This window comes from Bacillus sp. XT-4 (assembly GCF_050864245.1).
In the GTDB taxonomy this organism is placed as follows: Bacteria; Bacillota; Bacilli; order Bacillales; family Bacillaceae; genus Bacillus; species Bacillus altitudinis.
This window is the reverse complement of the sequence record NZ_JBPAFI010000001.1, coordinates 437,991-464,070: the sequence shown is the minus strand read 5'-3', so window position 1 is coordinate 464,070 and position 26,080 is coordinate 437,991. Positions and strand designations below refer to the sequence as shown.

Below are 26,080 nucleotides of genomic sequence, written 5' to 3'. Positions count from 1 at the left end.
TCCTTCCTAGACTGCAAAGGTTTTCTATCACGCTAAAAAGAAGACAAAGGGCTAAAATCAAGTTCATTTTAGCCCTTTGTCAACAATCTGAAAGCCTGCTGATTGCAGGCTTCTAATGTGCAGTTGGATAACCGCTATAGATGATGGTCATGACGGTAAACCATCCAAAAACCAAAAATGTGGCGCCAGCGAAAGCAATGGCTAGTACGTTCACTTTTTTGAGTGAGCGATAGATGCCGAGAGCGGCTAAAATCGTGACTAGACCAAAAATAATGACGAGCATCATATGAAAGTCCCCCTTTGTCATCAATCCCCTTGATTTCCTTTCTTTTCATTTTAACCGTTTTCATAAAGCTTGTCGAGTACATTCAAGTTGACGATTGTTTGAATTTTTATTGAATAGCCTTCATAATAAAAAAGAATGAAAAAAGTAGTAGGTGATGAAAATGAATTGGAGAAGAATGCCGCTAGGCTATGTGCAAGCGAACGCATATATTTGGAAAAATGAACAGGGAGAATGTTTAATTTTTGATCCAGGTGGCGAAGCGCAAAAGCTAATTTCTTATGTGAAAGAAAAACAGCTGAAACCACTTGCTGTCTTATTGACACATGCCCATTTTGATCATATTGGTGCAGCAGATGAGGTGCGTCAAGAATGGGGAATTCCGCTTTATGTCCATGAAAAGGAAAAAGAATGGCTGACAAATGCTCAGTTAAACGGTTCAGCTCGACTAATTGGTAACGGAATTACGGTCAAAGAAGCTGAACAATTGATTACGTCAGAAGGACCTCTTCAAATTGGATCGTTTACATTAGAAATGTTCCACACACCAGGTCATTCACCTGGCAGTGTGTCTTACTATTCAGCGGAAGAAGGATTTGTGATTTCTGGTGATACTCTATTCCAAGGTGGTATCGGGAGAACTGATTTAACGGGCGGTAATCAAGACGTGCTGCTTCAATCGATACATGACAAATTGTTGTCATTGCCAGAATCAACTCTTGTGTTAAGTGGACATGGCGAGGAAACAACTGTGCTTACAGAACAGGAGCAAAATCCGTTTATCAATGGGTTTTCTTTATAATAGCACGCACGAAAAAAGCATCTCTTTCAAAAGAGATGCTTTTTTCTATTAATGTCCGGTACCGGGAACCATGATGAAAATCGAATAATATGTAAATCCGGCAAAGAAAATCGTCAAGTACGCTCCGAAAATGTAAATATACATTCTTTCGGATAAATTCAAGTAGGATAAAAATACAAAAAGAACGGTTTGACCGAAGAACAGCAAGGATGCATCTTTCATATGTCCTAAATAGAACATGACAGCAAAAATACCCGTCCAAAACCCAAGAACGCGGAACATGCGATTCATTTCTTTCCCTCCCCTTAAAAAACCCCTTTGATTCATATTATAGCTGATGATCACTTGTTATGTAAACATTTACATTTTTGACAACGTGTGAACATTCATTCTTTCGTTAGAAAAAATTTTTTTGAAAAAGTGATGAAAAAGTGTTTATGCCTAAATGCATGAGGGTACTTAGTCCATAAGAGAAAAGGTTAACGACCTAAGGAGGAAGACTAATGAGTGACATTACTTTTTATTCATACCCAAGCTGCACGTCTTGCCGCAAAACAAAACATTGGTTAAAGGCGAATCAAATTGATTTTAAAGAGCGTCACCTTTTCAGAGAAACGCCAACACTAGACGAATTGAAAAAAATCCTTTCCTTAACAACAGAAGGAATGGATGAAATTTTAGCTACTCGAAGCCAAGCTTTTAAAAGCTTAAATTTAAATATTAATGATCTAAAAGTAAATGAGGTACTTCAGCTTCTCATTGAAAAACCAAAGCTGCTCCGGAGACCTATTATCATTGATGGAAATAAATTAGTGGTCGGCTATAATCCAGGAGAACTCATGAAAATTTCAAAAAAGAAAGCGATTCATCAATCGGTTTCCTAATCAAAAACGAAGATCAGCTGAATGATGTTTCAGCCGTCTTCGTTTTTGTGCTGAACTGGGCTAGCTGGGTTCGAACCAACGATCACGGAGTCAAAGTCCATTGCCTTACCACTTGGCTATAGCCCAATATGAAACGTGTAATGCTATTGTTCACCATCTGCGGTCATTTATACATAAAAAGTTGGTTGTCACTAGTTGTAAGTGAAAAAGGAGCGAACGACAGAAATGAAAAATGAAAAATCTGAGCAATTATATGAATTTATTCTTAAAGAAGCCCCTGTCATGACCGAAGAATGGCTGAAAACAAGAACAGAAGAAGGCTCATTATATTCCAAACATGCTTCAGAGGAGACAGAAAAGAAGCTGAAAGAACAAAACACAGCATTTATTCAAACGATTGCAGCAACGTTAGTCACGCTATCAGATAAAGTAGAAGATCATCTAAAAAAGTGGTCAGTTGATATTGCCCGCGATCGAGCTGTTCATGAAGTACCTTTATATGAAATCATCGGACAATTTAAGGTGTTCCGCCACATTTTTTGTTCCAGAATTGAGACCTTTACACAACAAACAGAGCTTGAAGTGACGCTCAAAGATGTGTGCGATTGGAATCAGCATTTTCACGCCACATTTGATGACATGATTGCGCGTTTATCAGAAGAGTATGACCGCGTGACGATCAATCAGCTTAATGCACAAAGAGAAATGATTCAAGAGCTTAGTGCGCCTGTTATTCCAGTTTCAAAAGAGATCGGTATTTTGCCGCTGATTGGTGAAATTGATACGTACCGGGCGAAAATCATTTTGGAATCAGTACTAGAACAGGCATCTAGACTGCGTCTAACCCATTTATTTATTGATATATCTGGCGTTCCTGTTGTTGATACAATGGTTGCTTATCAGCTGTTTAAAGTGGTTGATAGTGCGAAGTTGCTAGGAATTGAGACGATTATATCAGGCATTCGCCCAGAAATCGCTCAAACTGTAGTGAAACTCGGCATTGATTTCTCAAAAGTAAATACTGAACACAGCCTTGCAAAAGCTTTAGAAAAAAGAGGCTTTCGTATCTTTGAAGAGCAGCAAGAAGCAACGTGAACCAAAAAATGTTACTAGTAAAAGTAACGGGTCCGTTGACAAGGAGAAACAATATAATGAGCATATGAATGAGATGACCAATTCGCATACGATTTGGTCTCTTTTTTTACCCATAAATCAGATACGAAAGGATATTCTTTATCTTCAAATCAGCAATCTATTAAGGAGGATTAAATTTGGAGACACCTCCTTGTAACAGATCATCCATAATGAAAGAACCAAATGAAATAATCATCAAAAAGAGGTGCCAATAGCACTTCTTTTTTATTTTCTCCTCTGAACGGAACCCGTTGTTGTAAAAGTCAAATTTTTTGATATGTCTTTCTGTTATTTATAGATGAAATACACCTCAAATTGAACATTTTTAACCCTCTTCAGTCATGAAAATCATGAAATACGTTTTTGTCAGGCACGTTCCACCATCATACAATATGGTCACTGAAAGGAGTGAACACCCTTGTATGGCATTGAATATTTGGGGCAAGAGCTGCTAGAAGAGGCGTGCCGCATGAGAGCATCTGATGTGCATATTGTTCCGAGAGAAAAGGAAGCTTCAGTCTCTTTTCGTGTAGACGCTGACCTCATTCAGCAGCGGATCATTGACAAAAAGAGCGGAGAGCGGCTCATTGCTCATTTCAAATTTTTATCTTCTATGGATATTGGTGAAAGAAGGAGACCACAAAATGGATCATTGGCTGTGATGTTAAGACGCGGTCAAGTGTTTGTTCGGCTTTCTACATTACCGACTGTAAATGATGAAAGTTTAGTGATTCGGATTTTACCGCAGGATCATGTGCCGAAAACAAAGTATTTGTCACTGTTCCCGAAGGCTTCAGCGAGATTATTATCGTTTCTGAATCATTCGCATGGGCTCATTTTATTTACTGGACCAACAAATTCAGGGAAAACGACAACACTTTATTCATTGATCCAGTTTGCCAAAAAACATTTTAATCGAAATATTATTACCCTTGAAGATCCTGTGGAAACAAGAAATGAAGAAGTGCTGCAGGTTCAAGTAAATGAAAAAGCTGGTATCACGTATGCGGCAGGTTTACGCGCTATTTTAAGACATGATCCAGATATGATTGTGCTTGGAGAAATAAGAGATGCGGAAACAGCGAGAACAGCTATTAGAGCAGCTTTGACAGGTCATTTAGTCATGAGCACACTGCACGCAAAGAATGCAAAAGGAGCTCTTTATCGAATGCTCGAATTTGGTGTGACGATGAATGAACTCGAACAAACAATGGTTGCCATTGCTGCTCAGCGGTTAATCGAACTCGCATGTCCATTTTGCGGCGAAACGTGTGAGCTTTATTGCAAACTAAATCGGTCAGTCAGACGAACAAATGTATTTGAATTGCTTTACGGAAAGGAGCTTGGTGAGTGTATCAAAGAGGCAAAAGGAGAGTACGCTCATTCGTCATACGAAACACTGCAAAGATTAATTCGGAAAGGAGTGGCACTCGGCTATTTATCAAAAAGCACATATCATCGCTGGGTTTATGAAGAAGCGAACCTCTAAAGCCTGGTCTAAAAAAGAACAAGCTGAATTCTTATCGAAACTGGCTCAATTGATTCAAGCCGGATATACATTGGTTGAGGCATTAACGATGGTGAATATTCAGTTATCAAAAAAACAGCAACAGCGATTAACGCCAGGCATTCAGTGGCTGCTTGAAGGGGAGCCTTTTTACGTTGTACTTGAGCGACTTCATTTTCAGCGGGAAGCCGTCGCTATTCTTTGTTTTTCAGAGAAACATGGCAGCCTAGCGCGAGCTCTTGAACAAAGCGCCCGATTTCTAGAGAAAAAAATCATGCAGGTAGACACATTCAAGCGTATGTTACGATATCCGATTTTTCTTATGTTTACGGTTTTTGTTGTGCTCATCATTGTTCAGCAAATGATCGTTCCTCAATTTTCTTTATTATATTCATCTATGAATACAAGCATGTCATGGCTCATTCAAGGAATGTTTGGCCTCTTCCAATTCCTACACGCTTTGCTGCTCATGATCGGTTGTATATGTATCTGTCTTTTTGGATATTATGAGCTCTTTTTTAAGAAAAAATCGACCCTTGAGAAACTGAAAGTCATCAGCAGGCTGCCGGTGGTATTTAAAGGGGTGCAGCTGATGCATACGTATCTTTTTTCCCTTCAGCTAAGCGGACTTCTTCAAGCTGGGTTATCGATTTACGAAAGTTTGCAAGCTTTTAAACAGCAGACCTATTTACCCTTCCTTCAAGAAATGTCTGAACAAATGATAGGAGAGTTAAGAAAAGGTGAGAGTATGGAACATCAAATAAGCCGGTCTCCTTTTTTCGAAAGGCATTTTGCGGCTGTCATTAAGCATGGGGAAGCAAGTGGGATGCTAGCAAGAGAAATGTACACATATAGTCAATTTCTCTTAGAGAATGCAGAATTGAAAATTGAAAAATGGGTTTCATGGCTGCAGCCTGTCATCTATGGCTTAACAGCATTTCTTATACTCATTGTGTATTTATCTATTCTTTTACCAATGTATCAACTAATGGAACAAGTGTGAAAAGGGAGGACAAAGGCATGAATGATAAAGGATTTACACTGTTAGAAATGTTAATTGTCATGCTTGTGATCTCCATTCTTTTATTGATCACCATTCCAAATATCACTCGGCATCATCAAAGCATTCAAGCAAAGGGCTGTGAAGGGCTGAAATCAATGGTGAGTACACAGGTAATGGCATATGAATTAGAGCATGATGGCAAGACGCCATCTTTAGCTGAATTAGAAAAAGAAGGCTATGTCAAAAAGGGATTAACTTGTCCGAATGGAAAGGCAATTTTCATTCAAAATGGGGATGTGAAAAATGAATAAATCGCTTTTCCAGGAGAAAGGATTTACACTCATTGAGCAGCTCTTGATCGTCATGATTTTCTCTATCTTATTATCGATAATAGGTGGAAAAGTTCCCAAAATATTAGAAAGTGCTGAAGCAAAAAAGCAAGTGAACTTGCTAAAAAAAGATCTTCAATTGGCATCTTATACTGCATTTATTAAAAAAACACGAGTAACTGTTGAGTTTCACCCGACCAATGTATCTTATCAAGTCATCGAGCAGAATAGTGAGCAGATCATTGCTTCTAATCCACATAAAAAAGGCACCATCAAGCAATCCACATTTCAAAAAGGCCTTCACTTTAATAAAAACGGACATCCAAATAGCGGCGGTTCTCTCATTGTTCAATTTGGCAGTCAAATATATAAACTCACGATTTACTTAGGGAGCGGGCGGATTCATGTTCAGCAACAATAAAGGATTTAGTACGTTTGAGATGCTCTTTTCTTGCCACCTCTTTCTATTTGCTGCTCTTGTGCTCGTGCCATCCTTTGAAAAACTGACAATAGGGAAAGAAGAATTAAGAGCCAAACTGGAAGCTTATCAAATTTTACATGAGTATATGAATAAAGCTTTTATAGAAGGTCAAAATGAATCAAGTACAAAGAAACGAGGCGAGATCACATATGAATTCATTTGGGGTCAGGAGAAGGGATGTGTTTCATACAAAGTACAAAAAAAGAAGACGATTTGCTTTCGACATTTGGAGCGATGAACAAGGCTTTACACTCGCTCAAGCAATATGGCAATTGCAGCTATTTTTGCTGCTTTCTTTTGGCTGCATGCTGCTTTTATCAATTGTTGAAAAAGCTCATCCGTTTGCAGAAATCAACAAATTTTCGCAAATGGAGTGGAAACAAACGGTCCTGCAATTAGAGGAGGATCTAAATTGTGCTGTCGCTGTAAGAGCGATGAAAAATGGAACAGCACTGGAGTATATTTCTAATCAAGGGCGAGTGGTGACGATTGAGCCGTATCAAGAGATGCTTCGTAAACGAACGGATCAGGCAGGCCATCTCCCTTTATTACAAAAGGTGAAACAATTCCATGTAAGAACAAAAGAGCAAACCACCACTCTCCAAGTCACAGATGTATTTGGTCAAGTACATGAAGCTGTTTTTTTCACTTACAAAGGAGTGATTCCTAAAACGTGAAAAGAGAAGACGGGTTTATTTATCCTCACGTACTTGCTGTCATTCTTTTATTTTTATTGATTCTAGGCTCAATGACCATTGGGCTTCAAAAAGAGTTGAAAAGTGCAGAGCTCACGATTTCTTTTTATCAAAAACAGCAGTTATTTCGTTTAGGTCTAAGTGAAGCTGCAAACAAATTAAATCGTATTTGTGATCAGCCATTGAGCCCAATTTTCACAGAAGAAGGTCGAGTGACGTTGAAGCGAATTGGGTGTGATGACAGAAAAAAGCTAGTCCGCCTCTTGGTTAACATCGAGACAAAGGGTGGTGTAACTGACGAGCGGGAACTAGAGATGAATAAGGAGACAGGAGAAATCAATCAATGGATCAGCACTTATTAGCGAGTGTATAAAACGATACTATTCTTGGTAACACTTTAAGGAAGAAGAGGTGAGTGTTCGATGAAGACAAATGATTATGTAAAATATATGACGCAGGAAATTATTAAATATATGAATACACCACGTGACGAGCGGAAAGAACATAAACAGGAAAAAATGGAGACGAAACCACCATTTTCTCAGCGTTTATTCGGTGTTCTGCCTTTTGGCTTTTCAATGATGCTAAAAAAACGTCATCGACAAAAGTAAAAAGCCGCCAGCAGGCGGTTTTTTTAATGCCATTTTAGCTGTATTCTTCCACAACAATGACTTTATTGACCTTGTTCGAGTAAGGGTTATAGGAAATGGTGACATATACCCCAAATTCTTTGGCCTGATCTTTCAACGTAATATGATATTGCTTCACGGATTCTTTCTCCCGGTGCCGATCCCACACTTTTTGTTTGAATAAAACATGTGCTAACGGATACCGTTTTTTTGCTTCTTTGACTGCCCTTGTTTCCCATTGATCTGCGGCAACAGTGATTCCTTTTGCCTCCGCTAGATGGGCGCTTTGGATCAAAGGGCTTAACAGTAAACTGAGCATGATCATGATTCTTCTATAATTCAACTAACATCACCTCACCAATTATTATCCTGACCAAATCCTGCACTTTTATGTAAATTTTTAAGAAGTACAAATGTCACAGAAAAAAATATTGAATATGGCGAAAGAATGAGAAAATGGAAGAATTTTCTCGGTAATGTTCTTGTTTAAGAACAAAATGGACTAATTTGACGTTTTGGATTTTATAGGTAATTCCTTATACTGAGTGTAATCGTTCTTTTTAAAGAACAATTGTTCAAGGAGTTGAAAGATTCAATGAAACAGCCGCTCTTTGTACTATTTTGTGCTATTTGTTTGATTTTCACTTCTTTTTTTATTACGTCTACTAATGCTTCTTTTAACGATGTTGAGCATTCGAATTTTGTCATGAAAACATGTGAAAATTTCGAAGAGACAGATCAGCATTGCCAGCCGAAGAAATGGGATAGAAGCCATTTGAAACTGATCGATCAAACGATCATTGAGGGGACAGTCTGTGCGCCTCAAAAGCTGAGCATGTCACTAAAAAATATTGGACAACCCATCGCGCACTCTGAATGGAAGTGGGAACTACATAAAGTAGAGAGTGTTCAGATGCCATTACAAGATGGCCATGTTATTGAAAAAGGTGCTATACAGTCCCTCTCATCAGAAGAAACGACGACTGTCACGTCAGGTAAAGCAAAAACAAATGGAATCTATGTGTTTAAAATCTATTATCCTAAAGGGTTTGGTGGTTCTGAAAAGCCATTCTTTACGTCTCAACATATGCAGCTTTCGAATTGTCAAGAAAAGGTGTCCTAAAGGGGACTAGTCTTTTGAATGAAACATGATATGTAAAGGGGAGAAAGGTATGAAAAAGTGGATGAAAATGTCTGGGAGTATTGTTTACGCGCTGGTCTTCACGATGATGATTGTGTGTATTATTGTCGTGTTGTCATCAAGAACAACAGGAGGAGATCCTCAGATTTTTGGTTATGAGATCAAGCAAGTATTATCTGGATCAATGGAACCTGAATTTTCGACTGGTTCATTGATTGTCGTGAAACATGTCACCTCACCTGAAACACTCAAAAAAGGGGATATTATTACGTTTCAAACGAAGCAAGACCAATCCTTTGTGACTCACCGCATTGTTGGGGTGAAAGGAAAAGGAGTAAATAAAGCCTTTGAGACAAAAGGAGACCACAATATGTATCAAGACGGCACGCTCGTCAAAGCGAATCAAGTGACTGCGCAGTATACGGGCGTGAACATTCCTTATGCAGGAAAGCTTCTTTCGTATGCAGGAACTTCTGCTGGGACCGCTCTTTTGCTCATTATTCCAGGGGTGATGCTGCTTGTTTATTCAACCATTCATTTTGTTGGTGCTGCCAAACATAGAAGACATACGGCTGAGTTACATATGTCAGAGGAACAAGCATAAATTTTCGTTTGTAACCTAAATCAGGTTTCAATAAAACAATTTATTAGGGGGTTCAATCATGGCAATGAAAAAATCAATTCGTTTAGGTGTTTTATCAGGAGCATTAGGTCTTGCTTTAATTGGAGGGGGAACGTGGGCTGCATTTAATGATGTTGAGACGGCAAACGCGGTCTACTCTACAGGAGAGCTGAATCTATCTGCAAAAGAGAATTCCGGCGCCATCAACCTTGCGAACATAAAACCCGGTGACCGTATAAAGAAGGAATTTAATTTTGAAAATAAAGGGTCTCTTGCAATTAATCAAGTCCTGATGAGTCTTGATTATAGCCAGTTTCAAGATGGAACATCAGCGAAAAATGGCGGGAAGAATACAGCTGAAGAATTCCTCAGCCAATTTCAGGTGAGTGTTCTAACGGTTGGAGCCGAAGGTGGGAATGGATACCCGAAAAATATTATTTTAGACCATGCAAACCTGCTTGACCTGCATCTATTAACGTCAAAGCAGGATCAGACCGCATTTGAAAAGCTTCGTCATGCCGTCGATGAGAAGTTTTTACATGAAAGTGGTAAAATTAATGTTGCCACCGTTGATGGATCAACAGCTCCAGAGTATGACGGCATTCCAAAGAATCCGTTTGATTACGATAAAATGGAAATGATCATTGAATTTGTCAATGACCAGACGAAGGATAAAGCGGGTAACTATATCCAAAATAAATACCAAGGCGATGCGATTCAAGTTGATCTTTCCTTCGAAGCGACTCAGTGGAATGGTTTAACGATCAATCCAAAAAAGCATACGGATGAAAAAGGCTACGTGAAAGAAAACGAAAAAGCACACAGCGAAGATAAAAAATAAAGTCAGTCTTTAGACTGATAACAAGATCTGCATAGCAATTGGAGGAGTATGCGCTAAAATATGCGCATTACTCCTCTTCTTGCTTTTTTTTCCAGATTTGATAATCTAAAAATTCACGAAATTGCTTTTTCGAAACCCCTGATGTCATTGCATCTCGAACTAGTTTTTCCCATTCACTATCTAATTGACCATCGTATTCGGTTTCATCATTTTCGTTTAACAGTGTATGAACCGAGACGTCCAGAACAGCGGAGACTTTTTCAAGAAATTGAATGGAGGGGTTTGTTTGCAAGTTTCTTTCTATTGAACTTAAATAAGACTTCGCTACCCCAGCCTTTTCGGCCAGTTCTGATAGTGAGTAGCCTTTTTCATTGCGGTATTGTTTAATACGCTGGCCAATCAATGTCATCACCTTCCTTTCGATATTATAGCACATTCAGAAAGGTTTGATAGAATGACTTCTTGCCATAGGGGGAGACTCAGAGGACTTTTCGCGTGATTTGAGAAAATGACGGACTTCTTCTACTGTTAGTCCTGCTTTGCGCGCTTCGCGTAATAATTGAACCCATTCACTGTCTAATAACTTCGTTTTCTTTTCCATACAAATACCCTCCTAAAATACTGAATCGTGTATTTCAGGCACTTAACGCATGAAATGGAAAAACACAGGTGATAAGACCTCATAGATTGCTTGCGTCATGTTTCCGCCCAATACAAACAGACAAACGTTGCTTTTGATTGATCGAAAATTTGATATCACTTGAAAGGGAGGGAGACTCGCTAAGTCAGCCTCCTCTTTTTTGCTGTAAGTAAAAAAGTCCGCCATTTTCAATCGTAAGACTGATTTTTGGTTCGTATAAAGTTTTAAGTGCTTGTCTTTCTATTTCATATTCTACAGATGTGTCTGAAGTCCCTTCATAAAATTGGTTTAAAAGTTCCGAGTCTTCTTTCCACTTTTGAACAGCTCTTACCGCCCAATCATCCGGCTCTTCATTGGCATAACGTTCCATCAGGCTGTAAAGCCGTTTGACGCCGCTCTCTGGCTTAATCATCGTACTCATTGTGAAGCAATAATCAGGAATTTGAGACGACAGCTCACGTGCTTCTAGCTTCTCTTGAAATTGTTCGATGACTTCTCCGCGTATTAGATGAAGTCCAAGAGACAGCAGTTTATCTTTTTTACGGTCTGCCAGATAGGATATTTTGACATTGAGACCAAGCCACGGCTCCAGTGCGATCTGGCTGTTTGTGAGCGGTCTGACTTTTTCGTACAGCCGAATAAAACGGCCTTGCTGTTTCACAACCTCGAATATTTGGAATAAACGAGGGGAGCCGAAGTGGACAAATTCTCCTTCGACCGAGTCATCAGCTTTTTTTTGATCTGTGATCAAAGTCAATTGCCGCGGCTCAGGTACGCCTCCCGTTTTTTCGAGCCAATGCCAATAAAAAGGGCGGTTCATGATCAATTTATCCATTTCGATTGTCAGCTGTACGGTCAGGTGCCCTGCACTTTCTTCAAGTATGTCGCATTGATTTGCCTGAAAGAAACGGAGAAGAAATGTGTGAATCTCGCGCTGCTCCATTGGTCAACTCTCCTTTATGAACCTTGCTGTCTTTCTTCTAAAATCGGTGTTTGTGCTTCTGTTAAATAGGAAGCAAATTGGGTTAATTTCTTTTTCATATCTACGTCAGACTCGTGCTGGAAGAGAATTTGATGCAATTCTGTTTCAGCATCTTGGATATCAATTCGGGTTAAAATATCATCTAGATCGCCAATGACGTTTTCAAACAGCTGAATTTTTTCATATAAAAGTTTTAAAATATGTTCTTCAACTGTCCCGCTGGTTGCCATATTGTAAATGTGAACATCCCGCTCCTGACCGAGCCGGTGAATACGTCCAATTCTTTGTTCCAAGCGCATTGGGTTCCACGGAAGGTCGTAGTTGATGATTTGGTTGCAAAACTGAAGATTGATCCCCTCGCCGCCTGCTTCTGTCGCGATGAGCACTTGCGCCCGCTCTCTAAATAAATCTTTCATCCAGTCTTTTTTACTCCGTTTAAACCCGCCTCGAAAAGGGACCGAACTGATGCCGTTTTGCTGGAGAAACCATTGCAAATAAATTTGTGTCGCACGGTATTCAGTGAAGATAATGACTTTTTCATTTAATTGCTGAATGAGTTTAACGACTTCAAGTGCTTTAGAATTTTGTTCTACCTGGTTAATTTTCTCCATGATGTGCATCATCGCAGAAGCACCTAGAATGTGTTTTTCCTCTTCTTGCATTTTTTTAATGGTCATATAGACGGCCTCACGACTCGAACAGCATTCTCGTTCTAAGGTCATAATTGAAAACATGTGCTTCGTATAGGAAGGATTTTCTTTTAACTGACAAATTTCATCATATAGTGCTTGTTCTGTCGGGGAGAAATCAATAGAAATTGTCTTCACATGACGCTTTGACCACTCGATGCCAGTGTCTTGTCTCCGGTTCCGAATCATGACTTTATTGACTAACTGTTTTAGCCGGTCATGGTCTTCAAGTTGAAGGTCTTTTTTGGCAAAGAGGTCTTTAAATTGTGTTTCATTACCTAAATGGCCTGGCTTCAACAGAGAGACGAGATTAAAAATTTCTCCTATCCGATTTTGGATAGGTGTGGCTGTGAGCAGTAGGCAGAACTTTTTATTCAAATTTCTCACAAACTCATAGTTTTTCGTTTTATTGTTTTTCAGTTTGTGTGCTTCATCAATAATGACCATATCGTAGGAGATGGATAAGATCGTGTCTCGATGCGGCTGTCTTTTGGCTGTATCAATTGAGGAAACCACAACATCGCACTGCTCCCACACATAGCTCTTCTTTTGCTCGACAGCATCTATGTAAAATTTCGTCCGCAGTTCTTGTACCCATTGAGACACAAGGGAGGCGGGTACGAGAATGAGAATCTTCTTGGCAAGTCCGCGAATCATGTATTCTTTGATAATCAGTCCTGCTTCAACGGTTTTTCCAAGACCCACTTCATCTGCTAAAATGGCTTTCCCATTCATCTCTTCTACGACTCTTCTAGCGACTTCGAGCTGGTGTTTTAAAGGAGTAAATGCAGGCAGGTGCGCAGGTGCTTGCAATCCTTCAAATGAATCAATGGCTGTCACTTTTTGTACCTGTGCTGCTAAACGGTACATATCCCAATTCGCCCAGGGACCGTCTGCTGTAAGCCGCTTTTGAAATTCACTTGCCCATTTTTGATCAAATATCGTTTGAATATTCAATGTGACCGCCTGCCTTTCTGATAGAGTGATGATAAAATCGTTCTGTTTTTAAACGCTTCATTTTTTGATAGCGATTTAAAAGATGTTATATATCAATAAAAGCGAACGATAATGAATGATTATTTTAAAAATGTTAATGATTTTTCTGTTGCTCTTCATCCATTTCTAATGGTAGGATGTTGGTAAGTGATCTAGAGAATAAGTCACCCATTTTGATAGTATGTCCAATAAAGGTGAAGAATATGAGCGGATGATGGTATGGGGAGAGACCTAGCGGTTATTTTGCACTGACAGGCGCCGAAGGAGCAAGCTGAATTGGTTCAGTGAATCTCTCAGGCAAAAGTACTCTTACCGGACGCAACTCTGGAGAGTGTTTGCGCAGCGATTTTTAGCAAACCACCAAAGGGGAAAACGCACAATGATATTGTGCTGTAAACTTTCAGGTGCAAGGACAGAGACTTCTTTTTGATAAAAGGGAGCGCTCTGTCCTTTTTTGCTGTGATTTTTTTCTGAAAATTCAGCTTGTAATGTGCACTGTAAGAAAAAAGGGGGAAACGATTGATGTTGAAACGAACACCGCTTTTTCATGCGTATGAAACGTTTGGCGCAAAAACCATTGACTTCGGGGGCTGGGAATTACCTGTCCAATTTTCTTCCATTAAAGAAGAACATGAAGCTGTTCGAACAAAAGCAGGGCTGTTTGACGTGTCTCACATGGGTGAGGTGGAAGTCACAGGTCAGGGAGCCCTTCCTTTTTTACAAAGGTTATTAACCAATGATCTGTCAAAGCTGACAGACGGTAAGGCACTATATACAGCCATGTGTTATGAGGATGGCGGAACGGTGGATGATCTGCTTGTTTACCAAAAAGAAAAGAACAACTATTTGCTTGTGATCAATGCTTCAAATATTGAAAAAGATGTGGATTGGCTGCAGAAACATCAAGGTGAGGAAGATGTTTCGATTAAAAATGTCTCTGATCAAACTGCCTTGTTAGCCCTTCAAGGACCTCTTGCTGCTGACATCATCAAAGATGTTGCGGATGAAGAGGTAACATCACTGAAGCCATTTACGTTTTTATCAAAAGCAATCATTGCGCAAAAAGAGGTGCTTGTCTCAAGAACCGGCTACACAGGAGAAGATGGCTTTGAAATCTACTGCCAGTCAGAAGATGCTGTTCACCTTTGGACCGCTTTATTAGATGCCGGACAGCCGAAAGGACTGATTCCATGTGGACTCGGTGCACGTGACACCTTAAGATTTGAAGCAAGACTTCCGCTTTATGGCCAAGAGCTCACAAAGGATATTTCTCCTTTAGAAGGCGGCATTGGTTTTGCTGTTAAAACGGATAAAGAAGCAGATTTTATCGGAAAAGATGCACTTAAAAAACAAAAAGAAGAAGGACCGAAGCGAAAGCTTGTCGGGATTGAAATGATAGATAAGGGGATTCCGCGGACAGACTATCCGGTCTTCTCAGGAGATAAGCAGATTGGTGTAGTCACAACCGGTACACAATCTCCAACATTAAAGAAAAATATTGGGCTTGCCTTGATTGAAACATCAGAGGCGCAGCTTGGGACAGAAGTGGAAGTGCAAGTTCGTAAAAAACGTCTAAAAGCCAAAATCGTCGCCACACCATTTTATAAAAGAGCCAAATAACGAGGAGGAATAGAGGATGAAGCACAGGTATTTGCCGCAAACAGAGCAAGATCAAAAAGAAATGCTGGATGTCATCGGTGTTCAGTCGATTGATGAGCTTTTCTCAGATATCCCAGAGAAAGTCAGATTCAAAGGTGCGTACAACATTAAAGAAGCCGCATCAGAAACAGAGCTAGTGCGGGAATTGTCTCGTCTTGCTGCAAAAAATAAAGATACAGTGGCTTATGCCTCGTTTTTAGGTGCTGGTGTGTATGATCATTACCAGCCTGTGATTGTCGATCATGTGATTTCACGTTCTGAATTTTATACAGCGTACACACCTTATCAGCCTGAAATTTCTCAAGGTGAATTGCAAGCAATCTTTGAATTTCAAACAATGATTGCTGAGCTGACCGGTATGGATCTTGCCAACTCCTCGATGTATGATGGCGGAACGGCATTAGCTGAAGCGGCGATGCTGGCTGCAGGACATACAAAAAAGAAAAAGATTGTGGTATCTGAGACGGTTCATCCTGAATCAAGAGCGGTGCTGAAAACATATGCGAAAGGACAGCATATTGAAGTCGTCGAGGTACCTGCGCGAAAAGGTCAGACCGATCTAGCTGCATTAGAAGAAGCCGTCTGCGACGAAACAGCAGCGGTCCTTGTACAATACCCAAACTTCTTCGGTGTTGTCGAACCGTTAAAAGACATTGAACCGATTGCACATAAAGGGAAAAGTCTGTTCATCGTCTCAAGTAACCCACTTGCACTTGGTTTACTGACACCACCAGGAAAGCTTGGGGCAGATATTGTCGTTGGTGATGCGCAGCCGTTTGGCATTCCAGCTGCATTTGGCGGACCTCATTGTGGATATTTCGCTGTGACGAAAAAATTAATGCGGAAAGTGCCGGGGCGTTTAGTCGGACAAACAGAAGACGAGAACGGTGTGCGAGGATTTGTGCTGACCCTTCAAGCGCGCGAGCAGCATATCCGAAGAGACAAAGCGACTTCAAATATTTGTTCAAACCAAGCATTAAATGCGTTAGCCGCTTCTGTTGCGATGACGGCGCTTGGGAAAACAGGTATCAAAGACATTGCCTATCAAAACGTACAAAAGGCCCATTATGCCAAGACGCAGGCAGAAAAACATGGGTTACAGGCTGAAATAGAGGGCGCTCATTTTAATGAATTTGTGTTGAAACTGAATGAACCTGTGAAAGAAGCGAATGAGCGATTGCTTGAAAAAGGAATCATCGGTGGATATGACTTGGGACGGGATTATCCAGAGCTTCAGCAGCATATGCTCGTCGCTGTGACAGAACTAAGAACAAAAGAAGAAATTGATACGTTCATCAAGGAATTGGGGGATCGTCATGAATAAACAAGATCAGCCGCTTATTTTTGAATTATCCAAAGAAGGAAGAATTGGTTACAGCCTGCCTGATTTAGACGTACCTGAGGAGAAGCTCCCAGATTTATTTGATGAAGCGTATATCCGCCATGAAGATGCGGAGCTGCCAGAGGTTTCTGAACTGGATATTATGCGTCACTACACAGCATTATCTAGGCGTAATCACGGGGTCGATTCTGGCTTTTATCCTCTAGGCTCTTGTACGATGAAATATAATCCAAAGATTAACGAAAAGGTGGCACGTCTTGCAGGCTTCTCGCATGTGCATCCACTTCAAGAGGCAGACACTGTGCAAGGTGCATTAGAGTTACTTTATGATTTAGGTGACCATTTAGAAGAAATTACAGGAATGGACGCCGTGACATTACAGCCTGCGGCAGGAGCACATGGCGAATGGACGGGCCTCATGATGATTCGTGCATACCATGAAGCAAGAGGAGATCATAAACGAACAAAAGTCATCGTGCCTGATTCTGCTCATGGAACAAATCCCGCATCTGCAACAGTAGCTGGATTTGAAACGATTACGGTGGCATCTAATGAACATGGGCTTGTCGATTTAGACGACCTGCGCCGTGTTGTCAATGAAGAAACGGCGGCGCTCATGCTCACAAATCCAAATACACTCGGTCTTTTTGAAGAAAATATTTTAGAAATGGCTGAAATCGTCCATGGAGCAGGCGGGAAGCTCTATTATGATGGAGCGAACTTAAATGCCGTATTAAGCAGAGCAAGACCGGGGGATATGGGATTTGATGTGGTTCACTTAAATCTTCATAAAACCTTTACAGGTCCACACGGAGGAGGAGGCCCTGGTTCAGGTCCAGTTGGCGTGAAAAAGGATTTGATTCCATATTTGCCAAAGCCAGTGCTTGTAAAGAAAGAAGGTCGTTATTTCTTTGATTACGATCGTCCAGAATCCATCGGCCGTGTGAAACCGTTCTATGGGAACTTTGGTATCAATGTCAGAGCGTATGCGTATATCCGCTCTATGGGGCCAGACGGCTTAAAGGCTGTAACTGATCATGCGGTGTTGAATGCAAACTATATGATGCGCCGCTTATGTGTTCATTATGATTTGCCATTTGACCGTCACTGTAAGCATGAATTTGTCCTTTCAGGTAAACGTCAAAAGAAACTAGGTGTGCGGACACTTGATATTGCCAAACGATTACTTGATTTTGGCTATCATCCGCCAACGATTTACTTCCCGCTAAATGTAGAGGAATGTATCATGATTGAACCAACTGAAACAGAATCAAAAGAAACCCTCGATGCATTTATTGAAGCGATGATTCAAATCGCAAAAGAAGCGGAAGAGAACCCAGAAATCGTACAGGAAGCACCACATACAACCGTTGTGAAACGAATGGATGAAACAAAGGCTGCACGGAATCCAGTGCTGGTTTTTGAAAGAAAATAAAAAGACTCATGGGGGGCAATAGCTCCCAGAGTCTTTTTTGTTAGTTCTTTGTTTTAATGCGGCCGCCCCATTTTTTAAAGCCGCCCTTTAAATTATAAATCTCACGACAGCCATTTTTACGTAACGTTTGAGCAGCCTTTCCGCTTCTCAAATTATTTTGGCAATAGAGATAAACAGGCTTGTCAGGGCGTATTTCATTTTTGCGCTGCTTTAATTGTGAAAGGGGAATGTTTCTTGCGCCTAAAATATGTCCACCTTCAAACTCATTTGGTTCTCTCACATCAATGAGTTGGGCTTTGCGGTAACCTTTGATAAATTCTGCTTCCGTCAGCGTTTTCATAATGCGCTGCTGATAAATGTAACTGCCGATGGAATAAAGAACGAAAAGTCCACAAAGTGAGAGGACGATATAGTTGAATATTGGCAATACGACTCGACTCCTTCTTGAGCATCAGCACAGTCACCTGTCTGATGGTACGTTTTAGACAAATACTATTATAGTAAAGCAAAAGAAACTTGTCATCATAAATGGTAAGAATTATTTTCAATTCCTTCCCTATTTGATAGACTGATGAAGAGAGAAAATCGGTGGTTACCACCGTCATCTAACATTGACTACGTAAAAGAGAAGGGATTTTATATGCAAAAAGAGAAATGGTGTTTCATTGATACAGGAAACCAAGACCCTGCCTTTAACATGGCAATGGACGAAGCCTTGCTTTATTGGCATAGCGAGAAGCTGATCCCGCCTGTGATCCGTTTTTATGGTTGGAATCCAGCGACATTATCTGTTGGATATTTTCAACATGTTGAAAAAGAAATCAACATGGAAGCGGTTGAGCGCTATGGTCTTGGATTTGTTCGCAGGCCTACAGGAGGCCGCGGCGTTCTTCATGATCAGGAATTGACCTACAGTGTCATCGTGTCAGAAGAGCACCCAGAGATGCCGGCGACGGTGACAGAGGCATACCGCGTCATTTCAGAAGGGATTTTAGAGGGCTTTAAAGAACTGGGACTCGATGCGTATTTTGCCATTCCTCGTACAGAAAAAGAAAAAGAAAGCTTAAAAAATCCAAGATCGTCTGTATGTTTTGATGCGCCTTCATGGTACGAGCTTGTTGTAGAAGGCAGAAAAGTAGCAGGCAGTGCGCAAACAAGGCAAAAAGGTGTGATCCTCCAGCATGGCTCGATTTTAATTGATCTTGATGAGGATAAATTGTTTGATTTATTTCTGTATCCAAACGACCGGGTGAGAGAGCGGATGCAGCGCAGCTTTAAAAACAAAGCGGTGGCGATCAATGAAATTTCAGATCGAACATGTACGATAGACGATGCGCGTGTTGCATTTAAACGAGGGTTTGAAAAAGGATTAAATATCGAGCTTGTGCCTTATGAGCTGACAGATGAAGAGTTGGCATTTGTTCATCACCTCGCCAAAACGAAATACGCCACAGATGATTGGAATTACAAGCGTTAAGACGAAGGACTCTTCTTGTTTTTTAATGGGCGATGGTGTAGAATTGTTATGATTATTAAGTAAAGGTGCATTTTGGAGGGGTTTTATGACTACACCTAGTATGGAAGATTATATTGAACAAATTTATATGCTGATAGAAGAAAAAGGATATGCAAGAGTATCTGATATTGCAGAAGCCCTCGCTGTCCATCCCTCCTCTGTAACAAAAATGGTTCAGAAGCTAGATAAAGATGAATACCTCATTTATGAGAAATATCGTGGTCTAATTTTAACCCCGAAAGGCAAAAAAATTGGAAAACGTCTCGTATACAGACATGAACTGCTAGAGCAATTTTTAAGAATCATTGGTGTAGATGAAGAGAAAATTTATGATGATGTAGAAGGTATTGAGCATCATCTCAGCTGGAACAGCATTGACCGCATCGGCGATCTTGTCCAATTCTTTGAAGAAAACGATGAGCGATCCGTTCAGCTGAAAGCGATTCAAAAGAAAAACGAACAAACAAATCAAGAATCTTAAGAAAAAGGACACCTGGCGAAGGGTGTCCTTTTTGAATATAGTTCTAATGAAAGGCAATTGCTCCTACACTATTAATAGTGTGACAGAAAAGGGGGCTCCTTGATGAAGATAGATGGTGTGTTCTCAGGTGGAGGCATTAAGGGTGCAGCACTTGCAGGCGCCTATGAAGCGCTTGAAGCAAGGGGATTTCAATTTGTCCGTCTCGCTGGAACAAGTGCGGGAGCGATCATTGCTTCACTCATCGCAGCGGGTTTTACGAGTCAGGAGATTCGGGAGCTGTTAGACGAAATGGATGAGCATCAATTGCTTGACCGAAGGTGTCAATTCATCCCGTTTAAAATGCTCAGGTGGGTGTCTATTTATTGGCGTCTTGGCCTTTACAAAGGTGACCGTCTAGAAAAATGGCTGACAGACGTGTTAAAACGAAAAGGCGTCACTGTATTTGGGGATCTGAAAAAAGATACGCTCAAAATCGTCGCTTCTGATTTAACAAATGGCAAAATCCTCGTCCTTCCAGATGACCTTCCTTCCTATGGGTTAAATCCAGAACGGTTTTCTGTTGCCAGGGCCGTTCGGATGAGCTGCAGTCTGCCGTATTTTTTCGAACCTGTCAAACTGAGGTCTTCAAAAGGAATTTGTACCATAGTGGATGGCGGCGTGCTCAGCAACTTTCCCATTTGGCTATTTGCAGAAGAGAAAAAAAGACCGTTTGTCGGTGTCACATTAACCCCAAACGAAAAAGAACGCCCTCAACATTCCATCCGCAATGCGTTTGAACTGTTTGGCGCTCTATTTGAAACGATGCGTGGTGCTCATGACGAAAGACATATTGCCACAAAACACGAACGTCATATTATTTTTATTCCTGTAGAACACGTCATTGCCACTGATTTTCAGCTGATGACAGAAAAGAAAAAGGCGCTCGTCGATCTAGGCAGACAGAAGGCCGAGCAATTTTTAAAGAGCTGGACATTTTAAAATAAGGCGCGATTTTTCTTTTTGTTTTTCTTGCCTTCAATGACTGTCAAATGTGTTTGGCTTTTCTTTTTGAGAAGGACGGGCTTCGACTTGTGGTCAGTCGGCACGCTTCGCAAATGAGTGACCCGGTTTTTCATCTGGCTTTTCGTTTTTGGTTTAGGCTGCTGGTAGCGACGTTTTGATTGTTTGACTGCTTTACGATAAAGATTTCCTTCTGTTCCAGTTCTTCGATTCATCAGCCATCTAAATAAGAAAAATAGAACCGCTCCAACGATCACAACTGATAGCAGCATTGTAAAGAGTCTGCTTGGATTCGTTGTGAGTAAATACACAAATCCCAAAACACCTAAAGCGAAAATAATGGTAAAAGCAGGATGTACTCGGCGATTCATAACTGTCCACCTCCGAAAGAATTTACCGGATTTATAAACTAGATCACTTGATGAGCAGAATCTGATGCTTGTTTCGCAGATGCTTCCTCTAAACGAAGAAGTTCATTAAAACTTGCAATGGCTACCTCGACTTGATCATCAGAGGGTTCTTTTGTTGTGAGCAATTGCAGCCAAAGGCCAGGATAGCCAAGCACTTTAAGCACTGGCATGTCACGGAGTTTGTTTGTGAGCTGAAGCACTTCAAATGAAATGCCCAGAACAACCGGAATAAGCGCCAAGCGATTCAGAACTCTCACCCATAAAGGATCTGTCGGTACGAGTAAATAGACGAACATGCCGACAATGACAGTGAATAAAATAAAGCTGCTGCCGCATCGATAATGCAGGCGAGATTGGCTTTGGACATTTTCCACTGTGATGTCAAGATTCTGTTCATAGCAGTTTATGACTTTATGTTCTGCCCCATGATATTGAAATACCCTTTTAATTAAAGGGGTCATGGAAATAAAGTAAATATAGCCTAATAACAGGATCAATTTAAAGAATGTTTCCACTGCAATTTGTGCGAAGTTTCCAGAAAACACCGGACGCACAAGTTCGGCTAAAAAGACAGGCACTAAAGTAAAGACAAATTTACTAAAAAGAAGAGAGAGAACTCCGATCACAGCAATGCCAAAGATCATTGATAATTTCGAGCTTTTTTGTTCTTTTTCAAGAGAATGATCTTCAGAAGGATCTAAGTCATAGCGCTCGCTGGAGAAGTTTAAGTGCTTACTGCCGTTTGCGCTTGCTTCAACAAGTGCAGCAACACCCCTGACAAAAGGGATTTTCTTAAGAAAGGCGGTTCGTTTATTGGAGGTCCGGGGAAGCTTTAAAAACTCAATCGACTCATCCTTACGCCGAATCGCTGTCACATAGTTCATTTTACCTCCGAACATGACACCTTCCACAACTGCCTGCCCTCCATATGCTGGAGGTTTTGTTTGATTGGACATATTTCATCAACCTGCCTGTTTCCTGTAATTTACATGCATTTCCTTATACCTTTATTGTACAGGAAAAGAGGGGAAATCACTAGCTCACAGGTCGATTATCTACTAGAATTCTATCTACCTCTTTTTAGCCAGTATACCCTGTTATAAAAATTTTACACTCTCGCACGGAAATCCTTTTTTTTCATGACATTTTGGACATACTACTTGCTGGAGGTGTTCATATGAAACGTGATGAAAAGAAAAACCAAGAAGAAAAAAATCAATCAGTACAAACGTCTTCAATGGTGGCAAGGGCAGCAGCCACAGGTTTTGTCGGCGGAGTTTTTTGGGGCTTTATCGGATTTCTGACCCATGTGTTTCATTTTTCAGAGGTGAGTCCAAATATGCTGTTGCAGCCATTTGTGCTTGGTGAATGGAAAAAAGGCGGACTTGGTACATTTATGAGTATTGTACTTTTAGGGATTTTATCTATTGGGGCAGCCTTTATTTATTATGGACTGCTCAAACGGATCAAAGGTTTTTGGATGGGACTGATTTATGGAGGGGTTTTGTGGCTGCTTGTTTTTTATGTATTTAATCCTATATTCCCCGATGTGAAGCAAGTGCAAGATTTGCAGCAAAGCACCATTGTGACGACATTTTGCCTATATATTTTATATGGCATGTTTGTCGGGTACAGTATTTCATTTGAATATAATGAATTAACGAGTCAGAAGCTTGCAAGGGCACTCGGGAAAAAGACAGAATAAAGTGTAAATCCACCATTCATATGATAAAATTATTTTTGGAAACGAAAGGTTTCTAAGGAAAAAGAAACAGACATCGATATAGAGTGAATTAGGGTGAAGGAGTGGTCATATGCCTCATTTTCTAGTGCTGAATGGGCCCAACTTAAATAGGCTCGGCAAGAGAGAGCCAGGAGTTTATGGAAGTAAAACATTAACAGATTTAGAAACGGATTTGTTTCAGTTTGCAGAAAGAGCAAATATTCAATTGACGTTCTTTCAATCGAATCACGAGGGAGATTTGGTCGATGCGCTCCATGAAGCAGAAGATCAGTACGATGGCGTCGTGTTTAACCCGGGTGCTTTTACCCACTATAGCTATGCACTGAGAGATGCCATTGCAAGTATTACGTTACCTGTCATCGAAGTACATATCACAAATGTTCATAAAAGAGAGGAATTCCGCCATCATTCGGTTCTTGCTCCAGTATGCCAAGGTCAAATCGTTGGACTCGGTTTAGAAGGATATAAATTGGCGATTCGTTATTTAGTCAGTGAAGGGGGAGCAGTATCATGAAACTTGAAAAACTAAGAAAACTTTTAGCCGAATTAGACATAGATGGTTTAGTGATTACGAGCAGCTTTAATTTACATTATATGACGAGTTTTACTGGATCAGCGGGTCTTGCCATCGTTTCAAAGGATCGAGCCGCCTTTATTACGGATTTTCGTTACACGGAGCAAGCAAAGGATCAAGTAAAGGGCTATGACATCATTGAACATAAAGGAAACATTGTGGAAACTGCTGTCCAAACGGCAAACGAATTTGGGGTGAAACGTCTTGGTTTTGAACAAAACCATATGACATTTGCCACCTACCAGCAGTACTCGGGGAAAGCAAGCGGTATCGAGCTTGTTCCAGTCTCAGAATCAGTTGAAAAGTTGCGCTTGATTAAGTCTAATGAAGAGATTAAGATATTAGAGGAAGCTGCGAAGATTGCAGATCATGCCTTTGATCATATTCTCACGTACATCAAGCCGGGCCTGACAGAAATTGCGGTCATGAACGAGCTTGAATTTTTCATGAGAAAAGAAGGGGCAGAAGGATCTTCATTCGATATGATTGTTGCCTCTGGCGTTCGTTCAAGCCTGCCACACGGGAGAGCGAGCGAAAAGGTGATTGAATCTGGCGACTTGGTGACACTGGATTTCGGTGCCTATTATAAAGGCTATTGTTCAGACATGACAAGAACCATTGCTGTAGGAACACCAAGCGACAAATTAAAGGAAATTTATCATATCGTATTAGAAGCAGAAAACGCTGGTGTGGATAAAATCAAGCCAGGCTTAACAGGAAAAGAAGCTGATCGCATCACACGAGACATCATTGAAAAGTATGGCTACGGTCAATACTTCGGGCATTCGACTGGACATGGTCTTGGTATGGAAGTACATGAAGCACCTGGCCTTTCCTCGCGCTCAGATGTCGTGTTAGAAGAGGGAATGGTTGTGACAGTTGAACCAGGCATTTACTTGCCGGATGTCGGCGGCGTGAGAATTGAGGATGATATTGTCCTGACAGCTGACGGCAATAAACGATTGACCCACTCACCGAAAGAACTTATCATATTATGATGGTGAAATGTAGGAGGATGACAAAATGATTTCAGTAAACGATTTTCGTACAGGCCTGACAATTGAAGTGGACGGCGGTATTTGGCGTGTAGTGGATTTCCAACACGTAAAACCAGGAAAAGGCGCAGCGTTTGTCCGTTCGAAACTGCGTAACCTGCGTACAGGTGCGATTCAAGAGAAAACATTCCGTGCAGGTGAAAAAGTAGCGAAAGCTCAAATTGAAACAAAAACAATGCAATATTTATATGCAAATGGCGATCAGCATGTATTCATGGATACAAGCTCATACGAACAACTTGAACTAAGCGAAGCGCAAATCAAAGATGAGCTGAAATATTTGCTTGAAAATATGTCGGTTCAAATCGTCATGTACGGTGATGAAACACTTGGAGTAGAACTTCCAAACACTGTAGAACTAGAAGTAGTAGAAACAGAGCCTGGTATTAAAGGCGATACAACATCAGGTGGATCAAAACCTGCAAAAACAGAAACTGGTTTAATCGTGAACGTTCCTTTCTTTGTGAACCAAGGTGATAAACTAGTGATCAATACATCTGACGGTTCATACGTTTCAAGAGCGTAATGAACGGAGAGAGACTGTAAACCTCGTGTTTACAGTCTCAGCGTGTAGGCAAACCCTCGCATTCTTTGTCAGTCCTGCGTGCTGGTGCTCACGAATGTCAAATTCGCTCCGCGCCAGTACTCGTTCTTCCTAGACTGCAAAGGTTTTCTATCACGCTGAAAAGAAGACAAAGGGATAAAATCAAGTTCATTTTATCCCTTTGTCAACTATCTGAGACTGTAAACTTCGTGTTTACAGTCTTTTTTTATTTGAAAAATAGGACGCCTCGTTATGACACCCCTTACTCTATTCTCTCATCCATCTCTCTTCCTTTTGAAAAACAAGACTACTTCTAGCTAGTGAAGCATATAGTGTAAAAAAAGCTGGAGGTTCTATATGAAACAATTTCTCCCGGGTATACACCCATCAGTCGCTGCCATGGCAGGGATGAGGTTTTTATCTGCTGCGATTGAACTGACGGCCGCCATCCTCATTTTAGTGACAAATGATGTGCGTAAAGCGGTTGTCATCAATAGTATATTAGCGATCATCGGGCCGCTCATTTTTATTATCACGATGACGATTGGAATCTATCAAATTGCAGGGCAGTTATCCTATGCGAAGCTTGTGTTTATTTTCATTGGTGTCGTATTTATTCTTGTTGGAATTTATAAGTGAAATGGCTTGGCATAATTAACGGCA

Annotated in this window: 35 protein-coding genes, 1 tRNA gene and 2 riboswitches; of the genes, 25 read left to right on the top strand and 11 right to left on the bottom strand. The window is 40.7% G+C overall.

Annotated features, from left to right (window positions below; genetic code table 11):
• Positions 1–112 precede the first annotated feature (112 nt).
• Positions 113–286 carry a DUF2759 domain-containing protein gene (locus ACRRMM_RS02475; protein ID WP_003217333.1) on the bottom strand — a complete coding sequence of 58 codons (174 nt, stop codon included), beginning with the start codon at positions 284–286 and terminating at the stop codon, positions 113–115.
• A 160-nt stretch (positions 287–446) separates the two neighbouring features.
• On the opposite strand from ACRRMM_RS02475, the gene ACRRMM_RS02470 reads away from it, so the two are divergent.
• Positions 447–1,085 carry an MBL fold metallo-hydrolase gene (locus ACRRMM_RS02470; RefSeq protein ID WP_017357989.1) on the top strand — a complete coding sequence of 213 codons (639 nt, stop codon included), beginning with the start codon at positions 447–449 and terminating at the stop codon, positions 1,083–1,085.
• A 48-nt stretch (positions 1,086–1,133) separates the two neighbouring features.
• On the opposite strand, the gene ACRRMM_RS02465 is transcribed toward ACRRMM_RS02470, so the two are convergent.
• On the bottom strand, positions 1,134–1,376 hold the full coding sequence (locus ACRRMM_RS02465) for a DUF2626 domain-containing protein (protein ID WP_003217440.1): 243 nt from the start codon (positions 1,374–1,376) through the stop codon (positions 1,134–1,136).
• Between the two features lie 212 nt (positions 1,377–1,588).
• Between ACRRMM_RS02465 and ACRRMM_RS02460 the strand changes: the two genes are divergently transcribed.
• Entirely contained in the window at positions 1,589–1,969 is a 381-nt protein-coding gene (locus tag ACRRMM_RS02460) for a Spx/MgsR family RNA polymerase-binding regulatory protein (RefSeq protein WP_007501232.1), read from the top strand.
• 55 nt (positions 1,970–2,024) lie between these two features.
• Here the strand turns inward: ACRRMM_RS02460 and ACRRMM_RS02455 are convergent.
• Positions 2,025–2,095, bottom strand: a tRNA-Gln gene (locus ACRRMM_RS02455).
• A gap of 99 nt (positions 2,096–2,194) precedes the next feature.
• On the opposite strand from ACRRMM_RS02455, the gene ACRRMM_RS02450 reads away from it, so the two are divergent.
• The 9 genes from ACRRMM_RS02450 to ACRRMM_RS02410 all read left to right on the top strand — a co-directional run bounded on the left by ACRRMM_RS02450 (position 2,195) and on the right by ACRRMM_RS02410 (position 7,729).
• Positions 2,195–3,064 carry an STAS domain-containing protein gene (locus ACRRMM_RS02450; protein WP_007501231.1) on the top strand — a complete coding sequence of 290 codons (870 nt, stop codon included), beginning with the start codon at positions 2,195–2,197 and terminating at the stop codon, positions 3,062–3,064.
• 457 nt (positions 3,065–3,521) lie between these two features.
• Positions 3,522–4,592, top strand: a complete 1,071-nt coding sequence (comGA, locus tag ACRRMM_RS02445; protein WP_019743634.1) for a competence type IV pilus ATPase ComGA — start codon at positions 3,522–3,524, stop codon at positions 4,590–4,592.
• The gene (gene comGB, locus ACRRMM_RS02440; protein WP_079920615.1) at positions 4,573–5,613 is read left to right on the top strand and encodes a competence type IV pilus assembly protein ComGB; all 1,041 of its coding nucleotides are present in this window, start codon (positions 4,573–4,575) and stop codon (positions 5,611–5,613) included. The genes comGA and comGB overlap by 20 nt, the downstream gene beginning before the upstream one ends.
• A gap of 17 nt (positions 5,614–5,630) precedes the next feature.
• Positions 5,631–5,924, top strand: coding sequence for a competence type IV pilus major pilin ComGC (comGC, locus tag ACRRMM_RS02435; protein WP_008342186.1), 294 nt, complete (start codon positions 5,631–5,633; stop codon positions 5,922–5,924).
• Positions 5,917–6,363, top strand: a complete 447-nt coding sequence (comGD, locus tag ACRRMM_RS02430) for a competence type IV pilus minor pilin ComGD (protein ID WP_125590428.1) — start codon at positions 5,917–5,919, stop codon at positions 6,361–6,363. The genes comGC and comGD overlap by 8 nt, the downstream gene beginning before the upstream one ends.
• Positions 6,347–6,661, top strand: coding sequence for a competence type IV pilus minor pilin ComGE (gene comGE, locus ACRRMM_RS02425; protein ID WP_007501227.1), 315 nt, complete (start codon positions 6,347–6,349; stop codon positions 6,659–6,661). Before comGD ends, comGE begins: the two co-directional genes overlap by 17 nt.
• The gene (gene comGF / locus ACRRMM_RS02420; protein ID WP_125590430.1) at positions 6,603–7,100 is read left to right on the top strand and encodes a competence type IV pilus minor pilin ComGF; all 498 of its coding nucleotides are present in this window, start codon (positions 6,603–6,605) and stop codon (positions 7,098–7,100) included. The genes comGE and comGF overlap by 59 nt, the downstream gene beginning before the upstream one ends.
• Complete coding sequence (locus tag ACRRMM_RS02415; protein WP_125590432.1) at positions 7,097–7,480, top strand: competence type IV pilus minor pilin ComGG; 384 nt, start codon at positions 7,097–7,099, stop codon at positions 7,478–7,480. The genes comGF and ACRRMM_RS02415 overlap by 4 nt, the downstream gene beginning before the upstream one ends.
• A 60-nt stretch (positions 7,481–7,540) precedes the next feature.
• Positions 7,541–7,729, top strand: a complete 189-nt coding sequence (locus ACRRMM_RS02410) for a YqzE family protein (RefSeq protein WP_008360237.1) — start codon at positions 7,541–7,543, stop codon at positions 7,727–7,729.
• Between the two features lie 34 nt (positions 7,730–7,763).
• Here ACRRMM_RS02410 and ACRRMM_RS02405 read toward each other — a convergent pair whose 3' ends face one another.
• Entirely contained in the window at positions 7,764–8,090 is a 327-nt protein-coding gene (locus ACRRMM_RS02405) for a DUF3889 domain-containing protein (protein ID WP_019743005.1), read from the bottom strand.
• 252 nt (positions 8,091–8,342) lie between these two features.
• Here ACRRMM_RS02405 and tapA point away from each other — a divergent pair, with 252 nt between their 5' ends.
• From tapA to tasA, 3 genes are read left to right on the top strand one after another with little or no spacing between them, the layout of a single operon-like run.
• Entirely contained in the window at positions 8,343–8,870 is a 528-nt protein-coding gene (gene tapA / locus ACRRMM_RS02400) for an amyloid fiber anchoring/assembly protein TapA (RefSeq protein ID WP_041091748.1), read from the top strand.
• A 49-nt stretch (positions 8,871–8,919) separates the two neighbouring features.
• Positions 8,920–9,492 carry a signal peptidase I SipW gene (gene sipW, locus ACRRMM_RS02395; protein ID WP_125590433.1) on the top strand — a complete coding sequence of 191 codons (573 nt, stop codon included), beginning with the start codon at positions 8,920–8,922 and terminating at the stop codon, positions 9,490–9,492.
• 58 nt (positions 9,493–9,550) lie between these two features.
• Positions 9,551–10,351: a biofilm matrix protein TasA gene (gene tasA, locus ACRRMM_RS02390; protein WP_008342195.1), complete on the top strand. Its 801-nt coding sequence runs from the start codon at positions 9,551–9,553 to the stop codon at positions 10,349–10,351.
• A gap of 67 nt (positions 10,352–10,418) precedes the next feature.
• Here tasA and sinR read toward each other — a convergent pair whose 3' ends face one another.
• The 4 genes from sinR to ACRRMM_RS02370 form a co-directional block, all read right to left on the bottom strand.
• Entirely contained in the window at positions 10,419–10,754 is a 336-nt protein-coding gene (gene sinR / locus ACRRMM_RS02385) for a transcriptional regulator SinR (protein WP_017357978.1), read from the bottom strand.
• Between the two features lie 33 nt (positions 10,755–10,787).
• The gene (locus ACRRMM_RS02380; RefSeq protein WP_008342197.1) at positions 10,788–10,952 is read right to left on the bottom strand and encodes an anti-repressor SinI family protein; all 165 of its coding nucleotides are present in this window, start codon (positions 10,950–10,952) and stop codon (positions 10,788–10,790) included.
• A 184-nt stretch (positions 10,953–11,136) separates the two neighbouring features.
• A complete protein-coding gene (locus ACRRMM_RS02375; protein ID WP_007501215.1) occupies positions 11,137–11,934 on the bottom strand; it encodes a YqhG family protein in 798 nt (265 codons plus the stop codon).
• A 14-nt stretch (positions 11,935–11,948) separates the two neighbouring features.
• Positions 11,949–13,619 carry a DEAD/DEAH box helicase gene (locus tag ACRRMM_RS02370; RefSeq protein ID WP_428828445.1) on the bottom strand — a complete coding sequence of 557 codons (1,671 nt, stop codon included), beginning with the start codon at positions 13,617–13,619 and terminating at the stop codon, positions 11,949–11,951.
• Between the two features lie 250 nt (positions 13,620–13,869).
• Positions 13,870–13,977, top strand: a riboswitch (glycine riboswitch).
• 3 nt (positions 13,978–13,980) lie between these two features.
• Positions 13,981–14,076: riboswitch (glycine riboswitch) on the top strand.
• 104 nt (positions 14,077–14,180) lie between these two features.
• On the opposite strand from ACRRMM_RS02370, the gene gcvT reads away from it, so the two are divergent.
• Genes gcvT through gcvPB form a run of 3 tightly spaced genes read left to right on the top strand, consistent with a single transcriptional unit; the run spans position 14,181 to position 18,094 of the window.
• On the top strand, positions 14,181–15,278 hold the full coding sequence (gene gcvT, locus ACRRMM_RS02365; RefSeq protein WP_411238303.1) for a glycine cleavage system aminomethyltransferase GcvT: 1,098 nt from the start codon (positions 14,181–14,183) through the stop codon (positions 15,276–15,278).
• Positions 15,279–15,294: 16 nt separating this feature from the next.
• The gene (gene gcvPA / locus ACRRMM_RS02360; protein WP_035702787.1) at positions 15,295–16,641 is read left to right on the top strand and encodes an aminomethyl-transferring glycine dehydrogenase subunit GcvPA; all 1,347 of its coding nucleotides are present in this window, start codon (positions 15,295–15,297) and stop codon (positions 16,639–16,641) included.
• Complete coding sequence (gene gcvPB / locus ACRRMM_RS02355; protein ID WP_338335294.1) at positions 16,634–18,094, top strand: aminomethyl-transferring glycine dehydrogenase subunit GcvPB; 1,461 nt, start codon at positions 16,634–16,636, stop codon at positions 18,092–18,094. Before gcvPA ends, gcvPB begins: the two co-directional genes overlap by 8 nt.
• Positions 18,095–18,134: 40 nt before the next feature.
• Here gcvPB and ACRRMM_RS02350 read toward each other — a convergent pair whose 3' ends face one another.
• Positions 18,135–18,515, bottom strand: coding sequence for a rhodanese-like domain-containing protein (locus ACRRMM_RS02350; protein ID WP_024718853.1), 381 nt, complete (start codon positions 18,513–18,515; stop codon positions 18,135–18,137).
• A 219-nt stretch (positions 18,516–18,734) separates the two neighbouring features.
• Between ACRRMM_RS02350 and ACRRMM_RS02345 the strand changes: the two genes are divergently transcribed.
• The 3 genes from ACRRMM_RS02345 to ACRRMM_RS02335 all read left to right on the top strand — a co-directional run bounded on the left by ACRRMM_RS02345 (position 18,735) and on the right by ACRRMM_RS02335 (position 21,069).
• The gene (locus tag ACRRMM_RS02345; RefSeq protein ID WP_017357972.1) at positions 18,735–19,571 is read left to right on the top strand and encodes a lipoate--protein ligase family protein; all 837 of its coding nucleotides are present in this window, start codon (positions 18,735–18,737) and stop codon (positions 19,569–19,571) included.
• 85 nt (positions 19,572–19,656) lie between these two features.
• Complete coding sequence (mntR, locus tag ACRRMM_RS02340; protein WP_003215946.1) at positions 19,657–20,091, top strand: transcriptional regulator MntR; 435 nt, start codon at positions 19,657–19,659, stop codon at positions 20,089–20,091.
• Between the two features lie 102 nt (positions 20,092–20,193).
• Complete coding sequence (locus ACRRMM_RS02335; protein ID WP_428828444.1) at positions 20,194–21,069, top strand: patatin-like phospholipase family protein; 876 nt, start codon at positions 20,194–20,196, stop codon at positions 21,067–21,069.
• Here ACRRMM_RS02335 and ACRRMM_RS02330 read toward each other — a convergent pair.
• Entirely contained in the window at positions 21,066–21,461 is a 396-nt protein-coding gene (locus ACRRMM_RS02330; protein WP_007501201.1) for an SA1362 family protein, read from the bottom strand. The genes ACRRMM_RS02335 and ACRRMM_RS02330 overlap by 4 nt on opposite strands.
• Positions 21,462–21,499: 38 nt before the next feature.
• Positions 21,500–22,456: a DUF1385 domain-containing protein gene (locus ACRRMM_RS02325; protein ID WP_428828443.1), complete on the bottom strand. Its 957-nt coding sequence runs from the start codon at positions 22,454–22,456 to the stop codon at positions 21,500–21,502.
• Between the two features lie 221 nt (positions 22,457–22,677).
• Here ACRRMM_RS02325 and ACRRMM_RS02320 point away from each other — a divergent pair, with 221 nt between their 5' ends.
• The 5 genes from ACRRMM_RS02320 (at position 22,678) to ACRRMM_RS02300 (ending at position 26,056) form a co-directional block, all read left to right on the top strand.
• Positions 22,678–23,205 carry a YqhR family membrane protein gene (locus ACRRMM_RS02320; protein ID WP_268449608.1) on the top strand — a complete coding sequence of 176 codons (528 nt, stop codon included), beginning with the start codon at positions 22,678–22,680 and terminating at the stop codon, positions 23,203–23,205.
• 109 nt (positions 23,206–23,314) lie between these two features.
• Complete coding sequence (gene aroQ / locus ACRRMM_RS02315; protein ID WP_007501195.1) at positions 23,315–23,758, top strand: type II 3-dehydroquinate dehydratase; 444 nt, start codon at positions 23,315–23,317, stop codon at positions 23,756–23,758.
• Positions 23,755–24,816, top strand: coding sequence for a M24 family metallopeptidase (locus ACRRMM_RS02310; RefSeq protein WP_007501193.1), 1,062 nt, complete (start codon positions 23,755–23,757; stop codon positions 24,814–24,816). Before aroQ ends, ACRRMM_RS02310 begins: the two co-directional genes overlap by 4 nt.
• Positions 24,817–24,841: 25 nt before the next feature.
• Positions 24,842–25,399, top strand: a complete 558-nt coding sequence (gene efp, locus ACRRMM_RS02305; RefSeq protein WP_007501192.1) for an elongation factor P — start codon at positions 24,842–24,844, stop codon at positions 25,397–25,399.
• A 375-nt stretch (positions 25,400–25,774) separates the two neighbouring features.
• Positions 25,775–26,056: a YqhV family protein gene (locus ACRRMM_RS02300; protein ID WP_017367580.1), complete on the top strand. Its 282-nt coding sequence runs from the start codon at positions 25,775–25,777 to the stop codon at positions 26,054–26,056.
• Positions 26,057–26,080 lie beyond the last annotated feature (24 nt).